The following is a 20954-nucleotide window of genomic DNA, read 5'->3' on the forward strand; positions in this document are numbered from 1 at the left end:
AAAGCAAGCGCGCTTGCAAAGCTTGTTCAAAGGCAGGATTCATTTATCTATCCTTCGTGCTGGCCAGCCAGTCGATTGCGGAAAGCAGCGCGTCACCGTCAGGTGCTCCCTGCAGCTTGATCGATCGTCCAGAGACTTTATCCTTGATGACCAACGTCGGTGTGGCAGTGATGCCGTCCTGGCTGGCCTTGTTCGCCTGGCTAATAACAGTCTGTCGGACAGCCGGGTTACTCGAAGCGCAGTTATCAATATATTGCTGTCGATCCTCAAACCCCGGGATCTGCGGATTGCCAGTAGCTCCAGCACCGTTCCACCGAGTACGTTGATAAATGAGCTCGACGGCGAGCCAGAACACGTCATTGCCTCCCTCGATCGCTGCGCACTCAGCCCAGCGAGCTTCATAGCTCGCGGCTGGCTCGTGCATGGGAAGAGGGAGGTGGTGCCACTGGAGGTTCACGTCTGGATGCTGATCAACCCATGCTTTGAGCTGTGGGAAATAATCCTTGCAGTACGGGCATTCCAGATCTGCATACTCCACGATGGTGAATCTGGCACGGCTGCTCCCGTAAACCCACGCGCCATTATGCTTCGTCTGTTTGGTTGTCTTGCTGACGCTGTCGGCGGTGTTGGGCATTTGCATGGCCTGTCTGACATCTGGCAGGCATTCAAAAGCCAGAATTGCCAAGGCTACCGCACCGATGCCGTACAGGATCTGGCGACGTGTGGGTCGCTTCATGCGGAGGCCTCTTTATCGAGGAACTGTTTGGCCAGCAACTCCTGATTCAGCAACGTGAGAAGAGCCTTCTGCGCGCTTTCAGGCTGTGGATGATGCTCAAGCCACTGGTCCAGCGCTTTGTGCAGTTGGGACTGGATCTCTCGACGATCAACCGCTACATGTTTCACGACTTCCAAGTGCTCGATCAGCACTGGCGCGCAGATCTTCAATGCCAGCAGGGCATCTTCCTGTGGGTTTTTGAGTAGTTGAGTCAGGCTGTCGATCAGATTTTGAGTCAGGGCATCCATGGCTCTCATGCCAGGTTCTCCAAGGGTGAAGAGGGGAATGTAATGGTTGCCGGTTCAATCCCGCGAAGGCGGTCGAGGTCGTGTGCGATCGCCATTGCGGCCCCCAGCTCGTCTACCCCTAACGACTGCATTAGATCGTACCGCTGTTTTTTTTCTTCCGGCTCAGTCATGGCCAATGCCAGGAGCAGGCTTGGGGGCACGGCTCGAAACAAAACCTCCATCGATTTGGAAAGCACAACCCCTTCAGTATACTTTCCGCTTTCTTTACGGGCTGACAGCATCAGTGACTTTTGCGCAGGCGTCAGCTTACGGAACGTGGTGATTTTCTCCACTTCATCCGGTGGCATGTTCAGGCAGATCCACCACTCGATCATGTTAAGCATCGGTGCTGCTGCTGACGGAAGGTCGTCGATGTTCTGAGTGGAAAGCCAGAACCAGGCACCGAGTTTTCTCCACATCTTGGTGATCTTGATGACGTAGGGCGAGAGAAGGGGGTTTTTCGTAATGATGTGACCCTCGTCAGTGAAGTTGACGATCGGACGCCCCTTGAATTGGTCCCGTTCTGCAATGTTGTTCACGGTGTTGATCAGCGAGATGTAGGCGACCGACAGTTGGGCGTTATACCCCTCGCGGGCGTAGGTGGCCAAGTCCAGGATTGTGATGTCGGCCTCAGGCCAAGGCGTACCCTCCCGGTTGAACATCTCACCGTCAGCCCCCATGCAGAACATGTCCATGGCTTCAGCCATCTCAAAGATGCGTTCTCGGCGCTTTTCCGGAAGGGTGGTGTCCTTGCCAGCGTCACTCAGCGCATCACGCACATCCTCCGTCTTGACTGCTCGTTCAGCGTCAAAGCATGTTCTGGCTGCCGTCAGAATGCAGTGCCTAATGGCGCTGCGGTCTGCGCGAGTGAGTCGAGCCTCTTCTCTCTCTTCGCCGCCGGTGATCATGAGCCTGGCCACGATCTCCATTTCGCCCAAAACATCACGCTCCTCTTCGCCCTGTTCAGGCATTGTTTGCAGATGCTCATCTGATCCTTCAATGTCATCGGCATCCAGGATCGTGACTTTGTCAGGTGTTGACACCAGGCGAATGGCATCAGTGAAGGGGGCCAGACTCACGCCCGACCCTGGCGCCAACTTGAGCCGGTTGACCGTCAGCCCAAGCTTTTGGGCAAAATCTCCCAGTAGGCCGAAACTATTACCGGCTTCAATGATGAACAGGCGCGGCCTGTAAATGGCGATTAACTGCATCAGCAAATTGTTGGCCGTGGCTGACTTACCTGAACCTGTCGGGCCAAACAGGAGCAGATGGGCATTCATCTGCCGATCAAGCTTGTTGAATGGGTCGAACGTCAGCGGTGCACCGCCCCTGTTGAACAGGGTTATGCCGGGGTTGCCCGTGCCGCTGGCACGACCCCATATCGGCGAAAGGTTCGCGACATGCTGGGCGAGCATCATCTGCGTGTACCAGTCCAAAGCATGTTTCTTGTTCACATCAAAACTGGCGGGCAGCCATCGCAGGTAACTGCTGAGAGGGGCGACTTCATCACGAGGATAGACAGGTTCCATACCAGCGCTAAGCATGGCATTGGCAAGCTCCATGCTCCGACTTTCCAGTTGTTGCTCATCCTTGCCGGTCAAGTAAAAAACCACGTTGCCCCGGTACAGCTTGTGTTTTCGACCGATCAGTTTCCGGGTTTCGTCGACCGCTTCACGGGTCAGGGCGGAGGCTTGATTGTCACCGACTGATTTACGTGCCAGTTTTTCCAGGTGGGCCTCCAGAACATCCTGTGGAGTGATCACCAGCGTGATGTTGAGTACTGTGTCCTCGGGCAACTTGTCGAACAAGGCATGCAGCGCGTCCCCGCCTTTACGGTTTTCACCCGTCAGGTGCCCGGTCTTTGGCGCATCGCGTAAGCGATCGAGGACGATGACCCGATGAGGGCGCGAGTCGAAGTACCAGAGACCTTTCTTGGCATCCGATTGCGGTTCGCTGTAAAACAGGCACTGAGAGAAATCATCGCCGCTGGCCAGCGGCAGCGTGCCTTCTTCTGGTGGTTCGACCTTGCGGTTATTGACGGTTTCGAAGAAACGATCGATGTCCTGGCGCTTTGATCCCAAGTGTTCGGGATGCGGGTTGAACCAGTGCAACAGCCAGTGACGAATGTCATGGCGATCCATGCGCCGGGTTTTGATGCCCGCGTTGGCCAGTCCTCTCGTCAGGCGCTCGCAAATGTTTTTCAAGTACATCGACGGCGTCTGGCCACGAACCAGTCCATCGCCGGTGCAACGCCGGTAGACGACCATGCGAACCCTGCGTTGCTGGCCGCGCCAGGGCAGTTGAGACACTTTGGTGTCTTCAAATAAACCTCCCGGCTTGGAGATTGCCTCTAGGTGATGTTTGAATTGCTGCAGGTACATTTCTGTAAACGCCGTACCCTGAGCGCGAGGCTGGACGTAATCATGCAACGTCTCCAGATAATCTTCCCAACTGGTTTCATCCTTGGCGTAGAACTGCACCACCCAAGGCGATTCATCCAGTTCGTCAAAACTGTCCTGCAGCGCATTTTCGAGAGCATCGCGCGCTTTGCGTAACCACTCAGGGTCCCGGCCTTCGGTGCCGATGGGGGTCAGTTCATAGAATGCTGCCAGTGACTTGCCGTCCTCGAGCAGCATCGCTTGCTCCTGAGGGAGGTACTCCGTCCAGGGCAGCATGTCGACGAATGACGGGTTGACGGCATACAGGGCTGCGATATCGTCGACCGTCGCAGGTTTGCGCTTGGGATCTAGCCACGCGCCCGGCTCTGGTATGCCCTCAGCCGCCAGGCGAGCCAGATAACGCTCTCTGGCCTGCGCGAAGATGGCCTCTTCTCGTAGCTGATCGGCGATCGTCTCGACGGGACTGTCAGCCACGCTGGCAGCACTTTTATCCTGACGCTTTTTTATACGTTCCAGAAATCCCATCAATAATCCTCCACCCGCTCACCGGGCATCGCGTATTGCACGCGTTGATACAGCGGAAAAACAGTCGTATACCCCGGTACTGGCGCGGGATCTGAGCCCGCCAGGTGAGGGAATACGTACATGACCAGGTCCGGATTGGGCAGGCGCTTGAACTGGCTGTAGATCTCGTTTTGAGCGGTACGGGTGTAGGCCGCGCTATCCTGTAAGGGCTGGGTAGCGCGTACATCGATTGGACGGCGCAACTCCGAGCGTGCATCGAGCAATTGCCGGCCACTAGCGCTCCCGGCCGAACCGGTCGTCCCTTGGTTCCAGACATCCATCATGGTGTTTTGACCATGCGGAAGCATTTGCTCTTTGTTTGTCGAGCATCCAGCCAGCAAGCCCGCCGTGAGAAGGCAAAACATCAGCGCGCTGCGCGCTGACCCCAATTGATCAATCCAGGTTGGCATTGGCATGGTTCGCTCCTGAGGCGTATTTGACCTTGCGGCCTTTGAGTTCGTAGTCAATTTCCAGCTCCTGATCGATGTGCAGTGAGACTTGCGCACCAGGCAGGACATAAATGGCCGCGAACGCTTGTCCGTAGAGTTTGTTAACCCAGCTCGAAACATCCGTGACGCCTTGGGTCAGGATCTTTCCCATCGCCTCGTTACCAGACAAACCGGTGCTACCCAGCGTCCCAGAAGCGTTCGAGATGTAAGAGGAGGTGCTGCCCTCGGTCTTGATCAACGAGGCTGCTCCAGCACCTGCTGCGGTAATCAGGGCTTGTGAACCGATGTACTGCTGCGCATTGCTGCGTCGCTCGCCGGCGATGCACGGAATGCCGTAGGGATCACTGATCCAGCCCAGACCACCCTGGATGGGTTGTTGGTCGCCAGAGTTGTTTTGGTTGTTCTGGTTATTATTCTGCTGATTACCGCCCTGGGCTGGGGCGGGTAACGTGCGGACAGTGCCGTCGTTGAACACGAAGGTCAGGCTTTTGATCTGCCCCCGCACGCATGAGAGGGTCCAGTCGCCGGACGCTGTACCGCTGGCCACGGCACCGGCCACGTCTGGGAGATCGATGCCATTGGCCGTCAGGTTGTCCGGGCCGATCAGCACTTTGAAGGGGTAGGGGTCATTAACCGTCCCATCCACGGGAACCCGGCCAATCAATGCTGACATGGCCACTGACCCCATCAACGTCGAGTTCTGAGGCAGGGTGTAGGCTCGACGTACCTTCTTACGCTCCTGTTGTTGGCCACCCATGTCATCACGAACAGACTGTGCGCCTGTCGTCAGGGCTTTCTGGCCTCGGTCTACGGATTCGCCGAAGGCTGTAGGAAAACTGTAGCCGCTCGGAGAGACGCTCGTGCCAGCGGCGATCGGTTTACCGTTGCTGTCCAGGGCCGTCGCGTCCTGCGGATCGATCCAAACGATGTCTGAACCGCTTGAGTCGGACTTGAACTGTTGGCCATCACCTTGCTGAACGCCCAGGCCAATCGGTAGATCCGGGTTCGTAGCGCCGGTTTGTCCCATCCGGGTCAGTTCGTCCATCTGTTTCTTGAAACCCTCCACCACGCTTTGCTGTTGCTGCTGACTGTCGAGCTTGAACTGCTCCTGGGCATTCTTCAGACGCTGCTCTACCGTCTGATCGATGTTCGCCAATCGTTGTTTGAGCGCCTCGTTGTCCTGCTTGACGGCCGAGTTCTGCGCCATCACATCGGTGATCTGCTGCTTGAGCTCGCGCCCTTCAGCCACGACCGTGCGTAGCGTGTCGCTCGGCGTGTCGCCTTCCACACCCAGAGCCTTGGCCTGTTCCGCTGTGAGTTTTGGGGCCGGTGCGTTGTCAGCCTGCTGTTCGGGTCCACCTCTCATCATCTTGATGCCGATGAACACCGTGAGCAGGAGAAGCGGAACCACCAGGTACTTGAGCAGCGGGTTACTCTTCATGCTTGGCTCCCCGGGTTGCACGCGGATCTGCTGGGGCGGCGGAGAACACGGTTGCTTGTGTCAGCCCGTGTCCCCGCGTGACCAGGTACAAGGTCGTAGTGTCACTGGCATCACCACGAGGTCCGAGATACGGGTGCTGAAATGCTGCGGTCGCGAACTCACCCATCAGTTCACGAGGGTCGAGCATGACGCGCTGCGCCGTCTGATTTTGTAGCTTCACGGCGGTCACCCAAAAATCGTCCAGACGCCACGCGCCCAAGGGTGTGGCCTTCACAGGCAGAGTGGGGAGCAGGGTGGTCAGATCCAGGCGGCGATCGATCTTCACCTGGGCAATGTCGTCCACAGGCTCGACGGTGCGCAACGGTGCATAGAGCATCTGGGCTGCATAGCGGGTGAGGACGACTGGGACGGGCGTTTCTCGCTTGACCACTTCCTCTGGTTCATCATCCTCAACCTTCGAGCGACTGGTTTCCTCTGGGCTTGCGGTAGAGGACTTGCCTGAGCGTGCTGTAGCAGCCCCTCCATAGCGTGCGGATGATGTTTCACCTTCCACAATCTTCACCGGCTCCAGCGCCGGTTGATCCGTAGGTGCCTCTGTAGCCGCGATGTCGACAAGTATGATCTCGCCGGTCTTTGCGTTCTGCAGCTGGAGACGTGTCGGCTCGATCGCTTCCTTGGCAAACAGGTAGATCGCGCCGCCCGTACTCTGCACGCGCAGCTTTTCAGTCAGCGAGCGCGGGAGTCCAACACGAACATTCTGATCAACGAAGACAATGCGTTCCTGATTGATGCGCAGTGGTATTGCCAGCGGCAACCGCTCCCAGCGGAGAATCTCCACCGCCGATGCGACTTGGGCGTTGCCAGCCAAGACCATCAGTAATGTCGAGCATGTGAGTACACGCAAAACACTCATTTGAAAACTCCTTTCGATGGAGCTGCGGGAGTTTCGACGTTGCCCTCGATGCGTTGTGGCGCGCCGTTGTAGCAGTCCCATGCCAAGCCGAAGGGATTGGTTTCAGGGTCGACGTCCATGCGTACAACGTGAAGCGGGTATCGTGCGAGGGCACGCTTGACCAGCTGACCGCCGTAATACTCGTCGGCTGAGATGTCGAGCGTCACCGTCCAGTCGTCGATGGAGTTGGTCACCGTCCGCAGTTCAGGCGAGTCGCCAAAGCCTCGGCCGGGAATCTCGTAGACACCGCGGACGCGCTTGCGCAGCTCACCACTGGACTTGCGCAGATCAAAATCGCTCTGCAGGTATTGCTTGCAAGCCGGTGTGATGTAGGCGTCCAGGCGTGTGATGTTCGTCTGATAATCCTGTTCACCGTCGACCGGCCAGCGGTTCATTTGCTGAAAGATGTACAGGCCAAAGGCGTACACCGACTGAGGAGGGATGTCCCACCAAAGGCGTGTGCTGCCGGAACGCAGGTCGGGCGGAACGTGAATGGTCATGTTCTGCGGTGCTCGATACCAGCCGATACCCAGCCCCAAGGCCAGGAGCGCCAGCAGGACGATGGCCATCCTCAAACTGGTGATGTGCGCTCGCTGCGAGTCGGCCAGCTTTAAATAACGGCTCATTGTTGCGCCCTCCGACGGCACGTCCAGTTGCCCGATCGGATGACCAGATTGGCGTTGTTGTATGACGTAGGACCGAGTGTGGCGAGCCGCAGCTGCAACGTGCGGTAGAACCAGGTCTCCGGTCGACCGCGTTTGAGGCGTCGCAAGACCCGAGCTGCGACGAGCAGCCCCAATGTTCCTCCGATGAGTGCGCAGACCACGGGCATGGATGGAGTGATCACGAAGGCCAACGGCAGCCCCATCACAAAGCCAAACCCGCTGCAGCCAAAAACGGTCACCCACATCTCATCCGCCGTAAGACCGCCAATCACCACGGGCTGGTTATTCAAGCGACTGGGCAGAAAACGCAGGGTTCCGTCTTCATGCTGATCGTGCTGAAGCTCAGACATGGAAGCCTCTACGACTTAAAGGATGTTAGACGCGGTGGTGACCAGGTAGATCGTGACGCCAATCAAGCAGACGCCGACGACAGCGGTGCTGCCCAGATCGGCCCATTTGGCCTTGCCCATGTGGATTTCGTGATAGACGCCCAGGGCATGTCGGCCCACCAGAATGATGCCGAACGCGCACAGGCATAAGCCCAGCAGCGTGAAGCCGTCGAAGGCGTAGTTTTGGAACGTCTGCAGGAAGCTGGTCCCTGTGCCGCGCGTGGGGGCTTGGGCACCCGGTAGCGCTGCAAAACTACTACCGGGGGTGGCAGCCATCAGCAGGACCGGATAAGGCCGATGTTTCAAAAAGGTACGTGCCTGGGTGAACAATGAAAGCAGCGTCATCTTTATCTCCTGTGAAAAATCAACTCAACAACATGAAAGTCATGATCATGAACAGCACCGCCCAGCGAGCGGCAGCGACTGCCGCCGCCGGAGCTGCCAGGTTTCGGGTAGCCCAGCCGCGATAAATGCTTGAAAACACCCAGACGCCCCACAGCAGGAGGATCCCCACTGCAATTCCGGTCCACAGCGTGTTGCTGCTGGCAGGCGTAAAGCCCGCCGCCGCCTGGAAGGCGCTGATCTGGGTGGAGGACATCGTCATGGCGTGTGATCACCGCTGACGTTGTACTGGCCTGATATCTCGACGGGGTCGCGGGGCTGTGCGCGGGACGGCGACAGGTAGTCCTGCAAACCTTGGCGGATGCGCGCGATGTCGCTGACCAACCGGGGATAGTCCAGGTGATAGCGTTGGGCCGGGTCTTGTGGAAGATCGACACTGCGTTGCGCAACGGCCTCGAGCGCGTTGAGCTGGCGAATCATCACTTCCACATTGGCTTGTTCAGAAGCCGTGCCGGCTGCCTGGGCATACGTGGAGAGCATCGGTGTGCATAGGAGGACTGCGGTCAAGCAGATCTGCACACGTGAAGACGTTGATCTGAGCACGGGGGGATTGAAGTTCACGTCGCGGGCCTTGGATGCTGTGGGAATCTATGTCCACAGCATGACCAAGGGCCGAGTTTGAATCAGTACGAAACCCTTTTTAGGTCTGAGAGGGTTTATCCAAACGGGTCGGTGTGACAATGCTGCGTTTAAATAAGAAAAGGAACCCGGTACTGATTGCATACCCAACCGCCCAGGCCTGGGCGTTTTGATTACCAAATCGTTCGTGGCCACGATTGATCGGCTGAACGCTGACCAGCTCCCACCCCTCTCGACCGTAGCGGTTCAATACGTCGAGAGTCTCAGGGTTGCTTAAGTAACCTTGAATATCCGGTTCGGTCGTCTCATCTGTCGACTTGAACATCAGCACGCCGCTGGTCACGGTTTTATAGGGCAGGGGGACGAAGGTCTGGGTGTATTCAAAGAGTGTCATAGGATACCAACTGCAAGGTGGGGTGATCGGACAGATCATCATCGAAAAGCTCGGCGATTGGTGTCCGGGAATTTTGCCCAATCAGGAAGTCTTTTTCAGAATTTCCCTTGAGTGGTGTTTAAGACGGATTCGGGTCCACGCAGTTAACGCAATCCTCGCCCAGTATCGCGTCGGCAGGTAGGGCGAGCTGAGGGCGAAGCAACTGTCGTATCCTACTGAATCCACTTTGCCCATCAGAAAGCTTCAGTCGCGCGCGATGAGTACCAAACGCCATCATTATTGACGGGCATAGCGCCTTTGCATATGGCTCATTCAGGCGCTAACAACTCCACCATGGCCTTTATTTTTCGAGATATGGGGGAATAACGGAACCCATCAGCACAAGCGCACCACGAACGTAACACTTAAAGTGCCCAGATCACCGCTCCCTTTATTGCGCATTAAGAAATTACCCGATGGAAACGTTTTTTATGGCTTTATCGAACCGTCCGGAAATCATCGATACCGCTGATGGCCATTCCCTTTCCAACTCAGACAACAGCGATCTTGGTAGCAATTGGCAGGTGCGTTTCTGGATGATTTTCTCCGGTCAAACTCTTTCCCTGATCGGCTCCGGGCTGACCCAGTTCGTTCTCCTTTGGTGGATTACAGACACAACGGGTAGTCTGGCAGCGCTGGCAACCGCTGGGGTCGTAGCGCTCTTGCCACAGGCGCTGATCAGCCCTCTGGGAGGCATATTTGCTGACCGCTACAGTCGCCGCGTGTTGATGATTGCCACCGATATGATCAGCGCGCTGTGCATGTCGATATTGATCGTACTGTTTCTTACCGAGCGTGTTGAACTGTGGCACATTTACTGGATGATGTTCGTACGCAGCGCGATGCAGGCGTTCCAGACGCCGGCCGCATCGGCTAGTGTTGCTATGCTTGTGCCACGCAGTTTTTTACCCCGTGCAGCGGGTTTGAGTCAGGCCATGCAGGGAATAAGCCTGGTTGCTGCCGCACCGCTAGGCGCGCTCGCTATCAGCATGATCCCGCTGGGATGGGCACTGTCCATCGATGTGGTGACAGCACTATTGGGCTGCTTGCCGTTGTTGCGCTACCGTATTCCCCAGGCATCCAATAGCAACCGCACGGGCCTATCAACTCTAAGGAGTGAGTTTCGCGATGGCTTGCATTTGATCTGGAGTCACCCTGGCTTGCGCCGCCTCTATGCGTTGATGGGGGCCGTGGTACTTGTGATTATGCCTTCGTTCACATTGGTGCCATTGTTGGTCAAAGAGCACTTCGGGGGTGGTGCGCCGCACGTTGCGTTTATTGATGCGATGGCAGGCGCTGGCATGTTGGTAGGGGGCGTAGTTGTGGCGCTATTTGCGCCTCGCCAGCCAGTCACATGGATCCTCTGGGGCTTCGCTACCTCATGTTTCGCGCTAGCATTAACAGGTCTGATGCCGGCCGACCTCTTCAACATCGCCGCAGTGTGTTGGATGGTTAGTGGCATGTCCTTCATTCTAGGCGATGCCCCAATGACTGCATTGCTGCAAAGCAGCATCCCCAATCACCTGCAAGGGCGTGGTCTTTCGTTGCTGAATATGGTCATGGGGCTAGCCGCTCCACTAGGTTTGGCACTGACAACTCCACTAGGGAGACGCTGATTTATTCTAAAACCCAGCTGTTGCCCCCAGATAAATCAAGGCCTCCAGAGCGTTGCAGGGACGAAAAATCGAATAAATCAGCGGCTCCCTAGGGAAGGTCTGAAAAAGCCTTTTCTTCAAAAGTCGAAGCCAGTAAATACAGGCGCTCCAGCCCGGTTCCTCTCCAAAAAAATGGGCTTTTTCAGAGGATACCTAGAGGGTGTAGACAAAATCATGTAGTGAGTCGGCGCGCGAGTATTCGAGCCTCGGCCAACCAAACCCATGCCTCGCTTACCGCAAAAAGGCGATCATGATGCATGATCAGTCGCCGAGCTCTCTCATTCCAGGCATGAGTTCGCTCCACTACCCATCGCTTGGGCATGACCACAAATCCAGTCTGAACAGGCTCCACGGAAAATAGATCGCCTTGTTCAGAGTGCCATTGCCCTGTTCTTCTGTTATTCGGGCCACGGATCACTTGAACATCGATAGCGTGCAGTTGATGGGTGCGCTGTGCCCATTTTCCTGCGTACGCACTATCAACAAAAAGCGTGCTCAGTGACGGATATTTTTCCTTCGAGTACGCCACCGCATCATCCGCCGCGTCACGATCCTGCACGCTTGCAGCACTGATACTGACAGCCAGCAGCAGGCCCAATGTATCGACAATCAGACTTCGTTTACGCCCCTTCACTTTTTTGCCTGCGTCGTAGCCGCTGTCACCGCCTTGAGGAGAACTGCGGGTCGACTGTGAATCCAGGATCGCTGCTGACGGGCTGTCAGCGCGTTCTTCCCGCTCACGCCATTGAGCTCGCAAGCGATCATGCATTTGCTCGAACTTGCCTTGAGCGCTCCACCGGCGGAACGTTTTGTAGACATTGTCCCAATGAGGAAAATCGCGGGGTAGCATTCGCCATGAGCACCCCGTGCGTACGACATAGCAACAGGCTTCCAGCAACGTGCGCCGAGAGTGAAGCGGTGGCACTCCTCGTCCGCCCTGGCTTTCAAACAGGTCGGCGACCAGTGCCCACTCGGTATCTGTCAAGCAACTCGGATATAGCTGCTCCGGCAGTTGGCGGCGGTGGGTTTCATTGTAGCCATAGGCTTTATTAGGTTCAGGTGACTGAAAACTTCCCTTGGCCCGCTGCTTTACACGCGTAATCCCTGCCATTTTCAACGCTTTTGCAAAGGTGTCGGGATGCGCAGTGATACCGGTTTCGGCGAAGAATACGAGCGCCAATTCGGCCTGGCTGGAATAGGGCTGTGCATGAGCGAGTTTCACCAGCACGGGATAGTGCTCGGCGGCAATCGAGCGAGGACGTCCGGTTTTAGGCATGGCTTGAGGGCTATTCAGACAAGGGAGTGAAAGTTTAATTTATTTTGTCTACACCCTCTAGGGAAACTCTGAAAAAGACTTCCTAATTTGGCAAAATCTCCGGACACCAGTCGCCGAGCTTTTCGATGATGAAACAGATGACCTTCGCCGACGCCGAGTATGCCGGCAAGCGCAAGCAGACCCGTAAGGAATTGTTCCTGATCGAGATGGATCAGGTGGTGCCCTGGAAAGGTTTGATTGCCCTGATTGAGCCCTATTATCCAAAAGGAGAAGGTGGCCGGCCCGCCTACCCACTGATGGCGATGCTGCGTGTTCATCTGATGCAGAACTGGTTCGGCTACAGCGATCCGGCGATGGAAGAAGCGCTGTATGAGACGACCATCCTGCGTCAGTTTTCAGGCCTGAGCCTGGAGCGCATTCCAGACGAAACCACCATTCTCAACTTCCGTCGTCTGCTGGAAAAGCACGAGTTGGCGACCGGGATTCTCGGCGTAATTAATGGTTATCTGGGCGACCGTGGCTTGTCGTTGCGTCAAGGCACCATCGTCGATGCCACGCTGATTCACGCGCCCAGTTCGACCAAGAACAAGGATGGCAAACGCGATCCTGAGATGCATCAAACCAAGAAAGGTAACCAGTACTATTTCGGCGCCAAGGCTCACATCGGCGCCGACGACGAGTCAGGCCTGGTGCACAGCGTGGTAGTAACAGCGGCCAATGTGGCAGACGTCACGCAGGTTGCCAAACTGCTGCACGGCGAGGAAAACGTAGTCTGCGCCGACGCAGGTTACACCGGGGTCGAGAAGCGCGAAGAACACGCTGGGCGCAAGGTCATTTGGCAGATTGCCGCCCGCCGCAGCACTTACAAAAAGCACGGAAAACGCAGTATTTTGTACAAGGCGACCCGCAAAATCGAGAAGGCCAAGGCCCAGGTTCGCGCCAAGGTCGAGCATCCGTTTCGGGTCATCAAACGCCAGTTTGGCTATGAAAAAGTGCGCTTTCGGGGCTTGGCCAAGAACACCGCGCAGATGGTGACGTTGTTCGCCCTGTCAAACCTGTGGATGGCCCGCCAACATTTGTTGGCGAGCGCAGGAGAGGTGCGCGTGTAATGCAAGAAATGGTTACCGCAAAAGGCTTTGCAGCGGCCGAAAGAGCTGAAAAGCGAAGATAATTGAGCAAATTTCGACATGCATCGTTTTTTGAAAAGTGCTGAGGACTCGGTAGCCGGAAAACATCCGGCTACTTCAGACCTTCCCTAGGGTCTGTTCCCGTTTGCACGTAACCCATTGATCCTTATGAGAACAGCCCCGTATTGTTGGAGTTCTCACACAACACCAATACGAGCCTGCAATGCCCCGATTAATGCTCAGTGATGAGCACTGGCCGAAGCTACGAGAAATTTTGCTACACGAATCGATCTACAACAAGCGAGATTTGCGCACCACGGTTGAAGGCATGCTGTATCGCATGCGTGTGGGTTGCCCTTGGCGAGACCTGCCGAAAGCGTTTGGAAACTGGAGCAAGGTCTACAAGCGGTTCAATGCCTGGTCTGCTTCAGGCAAGTGGGTCAAGGTGCTTGAGGTGCTGATGACTGATCCTGACATGGAGTGGGTCTTCATTGATGGCAGCTATGCCAAGGCTCATCAGCACAGCGCAGGTGCTGCCAGCACGCAGGACCAGGCCATCGGAAAAAGCCGAGCCGGTAACACCAGCAAGATTCACCTGGCTGTAGACGCTTGTGGGCTGCCTATTGCATTTGACGTGACCGCAGGCCAGACCAATGATTGTTCGCAGGCGGCCTCGTTGATTGCCAAGGTGCCCGATGCAGAAGTGATCATTGCGGACAAGGGCTACGACACTGAAGCGATACGGGCTCAGGTCGAGCAGCAAGGCAGCAAAGTGGTGATTCCACGAAAGCGCAATTCTCTGAAAGGGAACGCAGATCTGGACAAAGGGTTATATCGCAATCGACATCTCGTAGAAAACGCCTTCGCCCGGTTGAAGCATTTCCGGGCGGTGGCTTCTCGATTTGACAAACTCAAGAGAAACTATGAAAGCGTCATAGCAATGGCCTGCGCTTTTCTGTGGCTACCAATGTGAAACGGGAACAGACCCTAGGGAGGCGCTGCAAAAATAGCCAACTGTCCCCACCCTTGGCACACTAAGTTCCTTCAACAGCCTCCCTCTCCGTGAGCGTTACGCGCGTGCAGAAGACCTTCTCCGAACTCGAATATACCGGCAAGAAAAAGCAGACTCGCCGAGATCGCTTCCTGGCTGACCTTGAACAGTTGGTGCCCTGGGCCCTGCTGGAGGCGCAAGTGGCGCCGTTTTATAGCAACACCGCAGGCAAGCGCGGACGCCCTGCGATAGGGGTGTCGCGCATGTTGCGCATGTACGTCGTGCAGCAGTGTTTCGGTTTCTCCGATGAAGGTTGCGAAGATGCCGTCTACGACAGCCAGGCCATCCGCGGTTTTATGGGTATCGACCTGGGTCGCGAGTCTGCACCGGATGCCACCACCTTGCTGCGTTTTCGCCGCTTGCTGGAAGTCCATCAGCTAACCCGGCTGCTGTTTGAAACGATTAACCAGCATCTGGCCAGCCGGGGGCTGCTGCTCAAGGAAGGCACTATCGTCGACGCTACTCTGATCGCCGCGCCGCCCTCGGTCAAGAACCGAGAAGGCAAGCGTGATCCTGAGATGCATCAGGCCAGGAAAGGCAATCAATGGCACTTTGGGATGAAGGCCCACATTGGTGTAGACGCCACGTCGGGGCTGGTGCACAGCGTAGTAGGGACGGCCGCTAACGTGGCGGATGTCACCCAGGTTGGCCAGTTGCTTCACGGTGACGAAACCTATGTTTCGGGTGACGCTGGATACACCGGTGCGGCCAAGCGACCGGAGCATGCTGAACGGGACGTTATCTGGTCGATTGCAGAACGGCCAAGCAGTTACAAGCAGCACGGCGAAGGCAGCGTGCTGTATCGGGTCAAGCGCAAAATTGAATATGCCAAGGCGCAACTGCGTGCCAAGGTCGAGCACCCCTTCCAGGTAATCAAGGTGCGCTTCAATCATCGCAAGGTTCGCTACCGTGGGCTGGAAAAGAATACAGCGCAGTTGTTCAGTTTGTTTGGGTTGGCCAATCTGATGCTGGCCAAGCGGTATTTACAACAGACGGCAGGATAAATCCGTCTGAAAGGCGGGACTGGCCCGCCTTTCAGCAAAATGAGGGCAGAAATCTGCTCGAGAAACGTAAAATAAGGCCGGCAGGTTGAAAAAAACCGGCTTGGAAATGGGGACGGTGCGAACGGGTTAATTGTTCAGCGCCTCCCTAGGGAGGCGCTGATTTATTCGATTTTTCGTCCCTGCAACGCTCTGGAGGCCTTGATTTATCTGGGGGGCAACAGCTGGGTTTTAGAATAAATCAGCGTCTCCCTAGGTGAGCTTATCGGCGTGCGATGGCTGTTTGTCGTTACCGGCGTGTTAGGCGGACTGATTTGCCTGATGGGATTTTTTTCAACCGCCGTGCGCCGTCTTGAAGACGGCACGCACTATTGATGCCCTCTCACAAATAACGTTCATGGCATGGAACCGATAACGACTTTTTGGCCACTTACATGGTTTAAGGACATTCCGATGCATACACTCTAGGTTTGGCAGAGTGTTTGATCTCAACCGCAGGGACACCCGATGAAGCAGATGATCTTCGCCGACGCCGAGTACGCTGATAAATGTAAGCAAGCCTCTAAAGAGCGTTTTCTGACCAAGCCTCATTATCCAAAATGCGAATGGGTTCGTCCGGCCTTTCCGTCGATGGCCGTGCTGCGCATAAAACATGATTAAGCAGGCGGGATCAGCGGTAATGCGGGTTACACCGGCGTGGACAAGCATCAGGATCGTCAAATTATCTGGTCGATTGTTGTACGTCCGAGCCGCTGCAAAAAGCTTGGTGAGACAAGTTGGATCGTGCAGGTGCATTGCAAAATCAAGTACGCGAAAGCCCAGTACGCGCAAAGGTCGAACATCCGTTCGCGTGATCAAGCGCCAGTTTGGGTATACGAAAGTGCGGTTTCGCGGGCGCTCTAAAAACACCGGGCAACAGGCCGCGCTCTTTACCCTGTCGAATAATTGGGGGGTGCGAAAGCGCCTGCCGGGGATAGGGAAGTTGCACCTAAGTGTGGAAAACGTCTTGGGACTGTGCTAATCGACAAAAACTTAATGAATTAAACGCGGGAAAGGTCTGATTGTCTGATATGACGGGGAATTTTTTGAACCTCAGGCTACTAAAAGGTGATCAAAAGTTGATGCCTGCTTCAGACCTTCCTCAACGCGTTTAATGAAACAACCTGGAGGTGCCATGGTGTAATCATCTACCTGCTGACGCTATGAATGTCTGAATAACGTGAATCTCAGGATGCAGCGCTTGGCTGTGAAGGTCATACGTTTAAATGCGCCCCTTCAGTCAATATAGCGGCGTTTAAAATCGATAGAAAAACAAGGTCAACCATGTCATATCAAAAAGCAGAACCCGCTTACTTCACAACGACCCAAAGCCCAGTAGAGGTTTATACAGAATGGGACCCGTTGGAGGAGGTTATCGTCGGAATCATGGATGATATTCGTGTCCCGGATTGGGACATCGGCCTAAAAGCAATTATCCCGAAAGAATCCAGTGATTTTTTTATGACGTACTCCGGGCGACGCTTCCCAGAGGAGTTGCTTGTTAAAGCCAGGCAAGAAGTCAACACCTTGGCGCGAATATTGGAAACTGAAGGCGTTCGCGTAAAAAGGCCCAATGAGTCAAATCACCACCAACCCATCATGACGCCGCACTTTACAACGGGCGGAACCTTTTACTCCGCCATGCCCAGAGATTGTCTTTTCGCAATCGGCAAAAAAATCATTGAAGTACCCATGGCTTGGCGAAGCCGTTACTTCGAGACCTTCGCGTTCCGCGACCTGTTGAACGACTATTTCAGTCAGGGCGCCGAGTGGATCGCGGCCCCCAAGCCCATGCTGAAGGACGATGTCTGGCAACCGAATTATGATTTCGAACAAGAACTTCCGTTTCGTTCTATTATCACGGAGGTGGAGCCGCTGTTTGATGCCGCCGATTTTATGAAAATGGGCCGGGATATTATCGGGCAGCGCAGCCATGTGACGAACAATAAAGGCATTGAATGGTTGCGTAGAACCTTGGGTCCGGACTACCGCGTGCACATCTATGAGTTTGAAGAGCCGGGCCCCATGCACATTGATACAACGATATTGCCGTTAGCACCGGGCCGCGTACTCATCAATAAAGATTGGGTGCCACAGATTCCTGATATTTTCAAGGACTGGGAAATTCTCAATCCGCCCCCCTCCAACCTCCCGGATGACCATCCTTTGTTCATTACGTCGAAGTGGATTCACACGAATGTCCTGATGCTTGACGAGCGGACTGTCGTGGTCGAGAAAGATGAAGAGGCGCTCATCTCCGCTTTCCGCAAATGGGGCTTTGAAACCATTCTTTGCCCTTTCAAGCACTTCCAATCCTTCGGCGGGTCGTTCCATTGTGCCACTTTGGATGTTAAGCGACGGGGAGGACTGCACCGTTATATTTGAGGGCCTTGCCTAAGTGTGTGCAGGGCCTGAAGGCCCTGCCACTGACAAAGACATTTTCAATCGGACACAGACGATAGGAACTCGACATGCGCCCTACAAAAAAAATACTTGTGGTTTCTTCCGAACTGGATGCCGCGAAAACGGTACGCGACGTCAAAACCATGTACCCGTCTGCCACGTGGGATTTTATCTTCCTGTTGGAGGATTTTCTGGGAGTGGCCAACGATGAGCTGAAGTGCCCTGAACACTTTATCGTGCGCGACTTCGCCGACACAGCCGGGGTGATGGCGGTGCTGGAAGTGATCGCCCAGCAGCACGTTATCTCTCAGGTTGTCCCCAGCGATGAATTTTCTGTTTACATTGCTGCATTGGCCAATGACCGCTGGGATCTTCCCGGTATAACCCGTGAAAAAGCCAAATCTTTTCGTGACAAAAAAGCAATGAAGGAAATCGCTCAACACGCCGGTATCAGGACTGCGCGGGAAATCACCTTGTCCGACATCGAGGGCGGGCATGTTGAATTTCCTGTGGTCGTTAAACCGCGCTCTCTGGCAGGTTCAATGGGCGTCAAAATCATTACTGAAGCAAAACAACTGGCGGAAATGGATGTCGACTGGGGAGCGGCTTACCGAGATATGGATGAGCGTCAGTACATGATTGAACAGTACAACCCTAATACGATTTATCATATTGACTGCATTGTTCTTAAGGGCCACCTATCTTTTATTTCAGTCGGTCAGTACTTGGGTAAGCCTATTGACTTTTTGCAAGAAAAGCCGGTCGGAGTATTGTCTGTACCTGATCAGGCCGTCGAAGATACGTGGCGACCCTTTGCTGAATCCGTGATTAACGCTTTTGAAGCCCCTGAGGGGGTTTATCACATTGAAGCCTTTGCCGATGCCGGCTTCGGCTTAGAGTTATTGGAAATTGCTTATCGTCCTGGCGGAGCAGCGATTGTAGAAATGATTGAGATGGTGCATGGGCTGAATTTGAAATGCATTCACTTAGCGGCGCAACTTGGGCTCGTCGATTATGTCGATTCGCAACGTCAGGAAGAGGCGTTTGGTTATATGACTTTTCCAAAAAAGCATCTTTCTACTGAAGCGCTTTACGTTACTCAGATTTTCTTGCCCGCCCTCGAAAGCATGCCGACCTTGACAACCCACGTAGTGCCGGCTCTAGGTGACATCGCATCAGGTGAATTCTACTGTTACAAGGATTCGCTGGGATCCTTCGTATTTTGTGGAGACCGTGACCTTGTCTTACGGGATGTGTACTACCTGAGCGAACATTACTCGGTACAGGTCGCCGCGAAAAACAGCCCTCCGTTTGAGGAGTGACATTCCCCTTTGCGCAATTAATGATAACCACATTTAAAAGAGCTATCAGGTCATGGACAAAAATAAGCCAAACACTATTCTGATCGTCTCTTCCGAACTGGATGTAAGCGAGGTGGTCTCCCGAATCAGGAGTCTCTACCCGATCCCTGCCTGGACGTTCATCTACCTTCTGGAGGATCTTCTGGGGCAGGCGGGAGAGGAGCTGAATCGCGATGGACACTTTGTGATCCGAGACTTTGCCGTTCACACCGAGGTCGAAAAGGTATTCGGCCAGATTGCAACGAAATATTCCGTCACCGCCGTCATTCCGAATGACGAGTTTGCGGTATACATTGCTGCATGGGCCAACGACTGTTGGCAGCTGCCTGGATTGACGTTTGACGTGGCGACACGGTTCCGTGATAAAAAGCGAATGAAACACATTGCCCAAACGTTCAATATCCCGACAGCAAAAGAACTGTCGCTTGATGACATTACGCGTGGAGAGGTGACGTTTCCGGTTATTTTGAAGCCTCGGTCTCTGGCGGGCGCTGTAGGGGTCAGAATCATTACTAAGGCCCAGCAACTTTCTGAGGCATATGCCACCGAAAGTGATGACTATCAGGATATGAACGAGCACCAGTATCTTATTGAGACTTACAATTCACAACCCCTTTATCAAATTGATGCGGTGGTTCTAAAAGGGCAGCTGGCGTTCCTGTCTGCAGGTGAGTACCTAGGTAAACCCATCGATTATCTGGCCGAATGTCCACTGGGATATTTTTCACTTGCAGAAGACGATCTACACACCCTATGGCGTCCATTCATCGAGCGAGTGTTGTCCGCTTTTGAAGGGCCTGATGGTGTTTACCATATTGAAGCGTTTGGTGATGCGGGCGACGGATTTGAATTACTTGAGATTGCCTATCGGCCCGGTGGGGCTTCCACTGTCGATATGATAAAAATCGCTTATGGAATAGACCTGCGTTTCATTCATCTTGCCGTCCAGTTAGGGCTTGTCGATGCCTTGCACGTTGACCGTAAGGGCGAGGCGTTTGGCTATATGACGTTCCCTAAAAAACACTTGGCCAAAGAAATGCTTTATGTCACTCGGGTTTCACTGTCGAGTATGGAAACCCTGCAAACACTGAAGATGAAGAAAATTGCGCAGGTAGGCGATATCGCTTCAGGTGAATTTTTCTGCCACAAGGATTGTTTGGGGGCCTTTGTATTCTGTGGCGATCGAGGCAGCGTCGCTCATGACTTGAAATATGTTGAGGAGCATTATCAAGTGCATGCAGAAGCTGCGCGTGGTTGATAGACAGTACCCGTCCGGGCATCCCGGCTTGAATCAAACCGGTCGCAAGTTATGTGGCAGCAACTGATCTGTCTCGCATCGCCCGATGCATCGGCTGGCGCGTGAGAACCTTCCTTAAGGAGCCGCTGATTTATTCGATTTTTCGTCCCTGCAACGCTCTGGAGGCCTTGATTTATCTGGGGGCAACAGCTGTGCTTTAGAATAAATCAGCGTCTCCTTAAGTGTAGCGGCTTGCAATCGGAAACGACCGTGCTCGCAATCAGCACACTTTTCGGCTCAGATTAACTGCGACTGACGCAGCCCTCTGGCTCACATTAGTTGCGAGCAAGCTTGCATTCAACTGCGTCTGCTTGCATTACATCGCTGGCAACTCACATTAGCTGCGAGTGAAAATGAGCGGGGCAGATCGGCAAATCCGCCGTGAGCATTTCGTCGCGCAGTGTGTCCA

20 protein-coding genes and 3 pseudogenes are annotated in these 20954 nt (G+C 54.6%); 10 read left to right on the forward strand and 13 right to left on the reverse strand.

Annotation, left to right across the window (positions count from 1 at the left end):
* Positions 1-43: 43 nt before the first annotated feature.
* From BLT55_RS03035 to BLT55_RS03090, 12 genes are all read right to left on the reverse strand, one after another.
* Positions 44-736: a DsbA family protein gene (locus BLT55_RS03035; RefSeq protein ID WP_046835050.1), complete on the reverse strand. Its 693-nt coding sequence runs from the start codon at positions 734-736 to the stop codon at positions 44-46.
* The gene (locus BLT55_RS03040; protein ID WP_004662717.1) at positions 733-1032 is read right to left on the reverse strand and encodes a hypothetical protein; all 300 of its coding nucleotides are present in this window, start codon (positions 1030-1032) and stop codon (positions 733-735) included. The genes BLT55_RS03035 and BLT55_RS03040 overlap by 4 nt, the downstream gene beginning before the upstream one ends.
* A complete protein-coding gene (locus tag BLT55_RS03045; protein WP_167359950.1) occupies positions 1029-3986 on the reverse strand; it encodes a conjugative transfer ATPase in 2958 nt (985 codons plus the stop codon). The genes BLT55_RS03040 and BLT55_RS03045 overlap by 4 nt, the downstream gene beginning before the upstream one ends.
* Positions 3986-4441, reverse strand: a complete 456-nt coding sequence (locus BLT55_RS03050; protein WP_005740043.1) for a TIGR03751 family conjugal transfer lipoprotein — start codon at positions 4439-4441, stop codon at positions 3986-3988. The genes BLT55_RS03045 and BLT55_RS03050 overlap by 1 nt, the downstream gene beginning before the upstream one ends.
* A complete protein-coding gene (locus BLT55_RS03055) occupies positions 4419-5915 on the reverse strand; it encodes a TIGR03752 family integrating conjugative element protein (RefSeq protein WP_074799955.1) in 1497 nt (498 codons plus the stop codon). Before BLT55_RS03055 ends, BLT55_RS03050 begins: the two co-directional genes overlap by 23 nt.
* Positions 5905-6828, reverse strand: coding sequence for a TIGR03749 family integrating conjugative element protein (locus BLT55_RS03060; RefSeq protein WP_054999085.1), 924 nt, complete (start codon positions 6826-6828; stop codon positions 5905-5907). Before BLT55_RS03060 ends, BLT55_RS03055 begins: the two co-directional genes overlap by 11 nt.
* Positions 6825-7493 carry a PFL_4703 family integrating conjugative element protein gene (locus tag BLT55_RS03065; RefSeq protein ID WP_003319098.1) on the reverse strand — a complete coding sequence of 223 codons (669 nt, stop codon included), beginning with the start codon at positions 7491-7493 and terminating at the stop codon, positions 6825-6827. Before BLT55_RS03065 ends, BLT55_RS03060 begins: the two co-directional genes overlap by 4 nt.
* On the reverse strand, positions 7490-7882 hold the full coding sequence (locus tag BLT55_RS03070; RefSeq protein WP_005740039.1) for a TIGR03750 family conjugal transfer protein: 393 nt from the start codon (positions 7880-7882) through the stop codon (positions 7490-7492). The genes BLT55_RS03065 and BLT55_RS03070 overlap by 4 nt, the downstream gene beginning before the upstream one ends.
* A 15-nt stretch (positions 7883-7897) precedes the next feature.
* A complete protein-coding gene (locus BLT55_RS03075) occupies positions 7898-8266 on the reverse strand; it encodes a TIGR03745 family integrating conjugative element membrane protein (protein ID WP_003347754.1) in 369 nt (122 codons plus the stop codon).
* A gap of 19 nt (positions 8267-8285) precedes the next feature.
* Entirely contained in the window at positions 8286-8525 is a 240-nt protein-coding gene (locus BLT55_RS03080) for a TIGR03758 family integrating conjugative element protein (protein ID WP_044423286.1), read from the reverse strand.
* Positions 8522-8884 carry an integrative conjugative element protein, RAQPRD family gene (locus tag BLT55_RS03085; RefSeq protein ID WP_074799959.1) on the reverse strand — a complete coding sequence of 121 codons (363 nt, stop codon included), beginning with the start codon at positions 8882-8884 and terminating at the stop codon, positions 8522-8524. The genes BLT55_RS03080 and BLT55_RS03085 overlap by 4 nt, the downstream gene beginning before the upstream one ends.
* Positions 8885-8963: 79 nt before the next feature.
* Complete coding sequence (locus tag BLT55_RS03090) at positions 8964-9296, reverse strand: DUF4177 domain-containing protein (RefSeq protein WP_054999086.1); 333 nt, start codon at positions 9294-9296, stop codon at positions 8964-8966.
* A gap of 455 nt (positions 9297-9751) precedes the next feature.
* On the opposite strand from BLT55_RS03090, the pseudogene BLT55_RS03095 reads away from it, so the two are divergent.
* A pseudogene (locus BLT55_RS03095) lies at positions 9752-10942 on the forward strand (MFS transporter); the annotation flags it as partial.
* A 220-nt stretch (positions 10943-11162) separates the two neighbouring features.
* Here BLT55_RS03095 and BLT55_RS03100 read toward each other — a convergent pair.
* Positions 11163-12266, reverse strand: coding sequence for an IS5-like element ISPsy19 family transposase (locus tag BLT55_RS03100; RefSeq protein ID WP_004663854.1), 1104 nt, complete (start codon positions 12264-12266; stop codon positions 11163-11165).
* 128 nt (positions 12267-12394) lie between these two features.
* Between BLT55_RS03100 and BLT55_RS03105 the strand changes: the two genes are divergently transcribed.
* From BLT55_RS03105 to BLT55_RS03135, 9 genes and pseudogenes are all read left to right on the forward strand, one after another.
* Positions 12395-13375 carry an IS5-like element ISPsy2 family transposase gene (locus BLT55_RS03105; RefSeq protein WP_074801274.1) on the forward strand — a complete coding sequence of 327 codons (981 nt, stop codon included), beginning with the start codon at positions 12395-12397 and terminating at the stop codon, positions 13373-13375.
* 241 nt (positions 13376-13616) lie between these two features.
* Positions 13617-14366: an IS5 family transposase gene (locus BLT55_RS03110; protein ID WP_082438194.1), complete on the forward strand. Its 750-nt coding sequence runs from the start codon at positions 13617-13619 to the stop codon at positions 14364-14366.
* Between the two features lie 104 nt (positions 14367-14470).
* On the forward strand, positions 14471-15448 hold the full coding sequence (locus tag BLT55_RS03115; RefSeq protein ID WP_007247761.1) for an IS5 family transposase: 978 nt from the start codon (positions 14471-14473) through the stop codon (positions 15446-15448).
* A gap of 237 nt (positions 15449-15685) precedes the next feature.
* A pseudogene (locus tag BLT55_RS34490) lies at positions 15686-15820 on the forward strand (MFS transporter); the annotation flags it as partial.
* Between the two features lie 132 nt (positions 15821-15952).
* Entirely contained in the window at positions 15953-16105 is a 153-nt protein-coding gene (locus BLT55_RS34635) for a hypothetical protein (protein ID WP_054999647.1), read from the forward strand.
* 9 nt (positions 16106-16114) lie between these two features.
* Positions 16115-16466 (forward strand): annotated as a pseudogene (locus BLT55_RS30745) (transposase); the annotation flags it as partial.
* A gap of 302 nt (positions 16467-16768) precedes the next feature.
* Positions 16769-17869: an amidinotransferase gene (locus BLT55_RS03125; protein ID WP_005614684.1), complete on the forward strand. Its 1101-nt coding sequence runs from the start codon at positions 16769-16771 to the stop codon at positions 17867-17869.
* Between the two features lie 86 nt (positions 17870-17955).
* A complete protein-coding gene (locus tag BLT55_RS03130; RefSeq protein ID WP_054999648.1) occupies positions 17956-19209 on the forward strand; it encodes an ATP-grasp domain-containing protein in 1254 nt (417 codons plus the stop codon).
* Between the two features lie 52 nt (positions 19210-19261).
* Positions 19262-20506, forward strand: a complete 1245-nt coding sequence (locus BLT55_RS03135) for an ATP-grasp domain-containing protein (protein WP_007247282.1) — start codon at positions 19262-19264, stop codon at positions 20504-20506.
* Positions 20507-20954: the final 448 nt, after the last annotated feature.

Origin of the sequence: Pseudomonas cannabina (genome assembly GCF_900100365.1) — a bacterium.
Lineage (GTDB): Bacteria > Pseudomonadota > Gammaproteobacteria > Pseudomonadales > Pseudomonadaceae > Aquipseudomonas > Aquipseudomonas cannabina.

Excerpts from the sequence above, each read along its gene's own strand:
- BLT55_RS03035 (WP_046835050.1), bottom strand. The coding sequence starts at position 736 with ATGAAGCGACCCACACGTCGCCAGATCCTGTACGGCATCGGTGCGGTA.
- BLT55_RS03040 (WP_004662717.1), bottom strand. The coding sequence starts at position 1,032 with ATGAGAGCCATGGATGCCCTGACTCAAAATCTGATCGACAGCCTGACT.
- BLT55_RS03045 (WP_167359950.1), bottom strand. The coding sequence starts at position 3,986 with ATGGGATTTCTGGAACGTATAAAAAAGCGTCAGGATAAAAGTGCTGCC.
- BLT55_RS03050 (WP_005740043.1), bottom strand. The coding sequence starts at position 4,441 with ATGCCAATGCCAACCTGGATTGATCAATTGGGGTCAGCGCGCAGCGCG.
- BLT55_RS03055 (WP_074799955.1), bottom strand. The coding sequence starts at position 5,915 with ATGAAGAGTAACCCGCTGCTCAAGTACCTGGTGGTTCCGCTTCTCCTG.
- BLT55_RS03060 (WP_054999085.1), bottom strand. The coding sequence starts at position 6,828 with ATGAGTGTTTTGCGTGTACTCACATGCTCGACATTACTGATGGTCTTG.
- BLT55_RS03065 (WP_003319098.1), bottom strand. The coding sequence starts at position 7,493 with ATGAGCCGTTATTTAAAGCTGGCCGACTCGCAGCGAGCGCACATCACC.
- BLT55_RS03070 (WP_005740039.1), bottom strand. The coding sequence starts at position 7,882 with ATGTCTGAGCTTCAGCACGATCAGCATGAAGACGGAACCCTGCGTTTT.
- BLT55_RS03075 (WP_003347754.1), bottom strand. The coding sequence starts at position 8,266 with ATGACGCTGCTTTCATTGTTCACCCAGGCACGTACCTTTTTGAAACAT.
- BLT55_RS03080 (WP_044423286.1), bottom strand. The coding sequence starts at position 8,525 with ATGACGATGTCCTCCACCCAGATCAGCGCCTTCCAGGCGGCGGCGGGC.
- BLT55_RS03090 (WP_054999086.1), bottom strand. The coding sequence starts at position 9,296 with ATGACACTCTTTGAATACACCCAGACCTTCGTCCCCCTGCCCTATAAA.
- BLT55_RS03100 (WP_004663854.1), bottom strand. The coding sequence starts at position 12,266 with ATGCCTAAAACCGGACGTCCTCGCTCGATTGCCGCCGAGCACTATCCC.
- BLT55_RS03105 (WP_074801274.1), top strand. The coding sequence starts at position 12,395 with ATGAAACAGATGACCTTCGCCGACGCCGAGTATGCCGGCAAGCGCAAG.
- BLT55_RS03110 (WP_082438194.1), top strand. The coding sequence starts at position 13,617 with ATGCCCCGATTAATGCTCAGTGATGAGCACTGGCCGAAGCTACGAGAA.
- BLT55_RS34635 (WP_054999647.1), top strand. The coding sequence starts at position 15,953 with ATGAAGCAGATGATCTTCGCCGACGCCGAGTACGCTGATAAATGTAAG.
- BLT55_RS03125 (WP_005614684.1), top strand. The coding sequence starts at position 16,769 with ATGTCATATCAAAAAGCAGAACCCGCTTACTTCACAACGACCCAAAGC.
- BLT55_RS03130 (WP_054999648.1), top strand. The coding sequence starts at position 17,956 with ATGCGCCCTACAAAAAAAATACTTGTGGTTTCTTCCGAACTGGATGCC.
- BLT55_RS03135 (WP_007247282.1), top strand. The coding sequence starts at position 19,262 with ATGGACAAAAATAAGCCAAACACTATTCTGATCGTCTCTTCCGAACTG.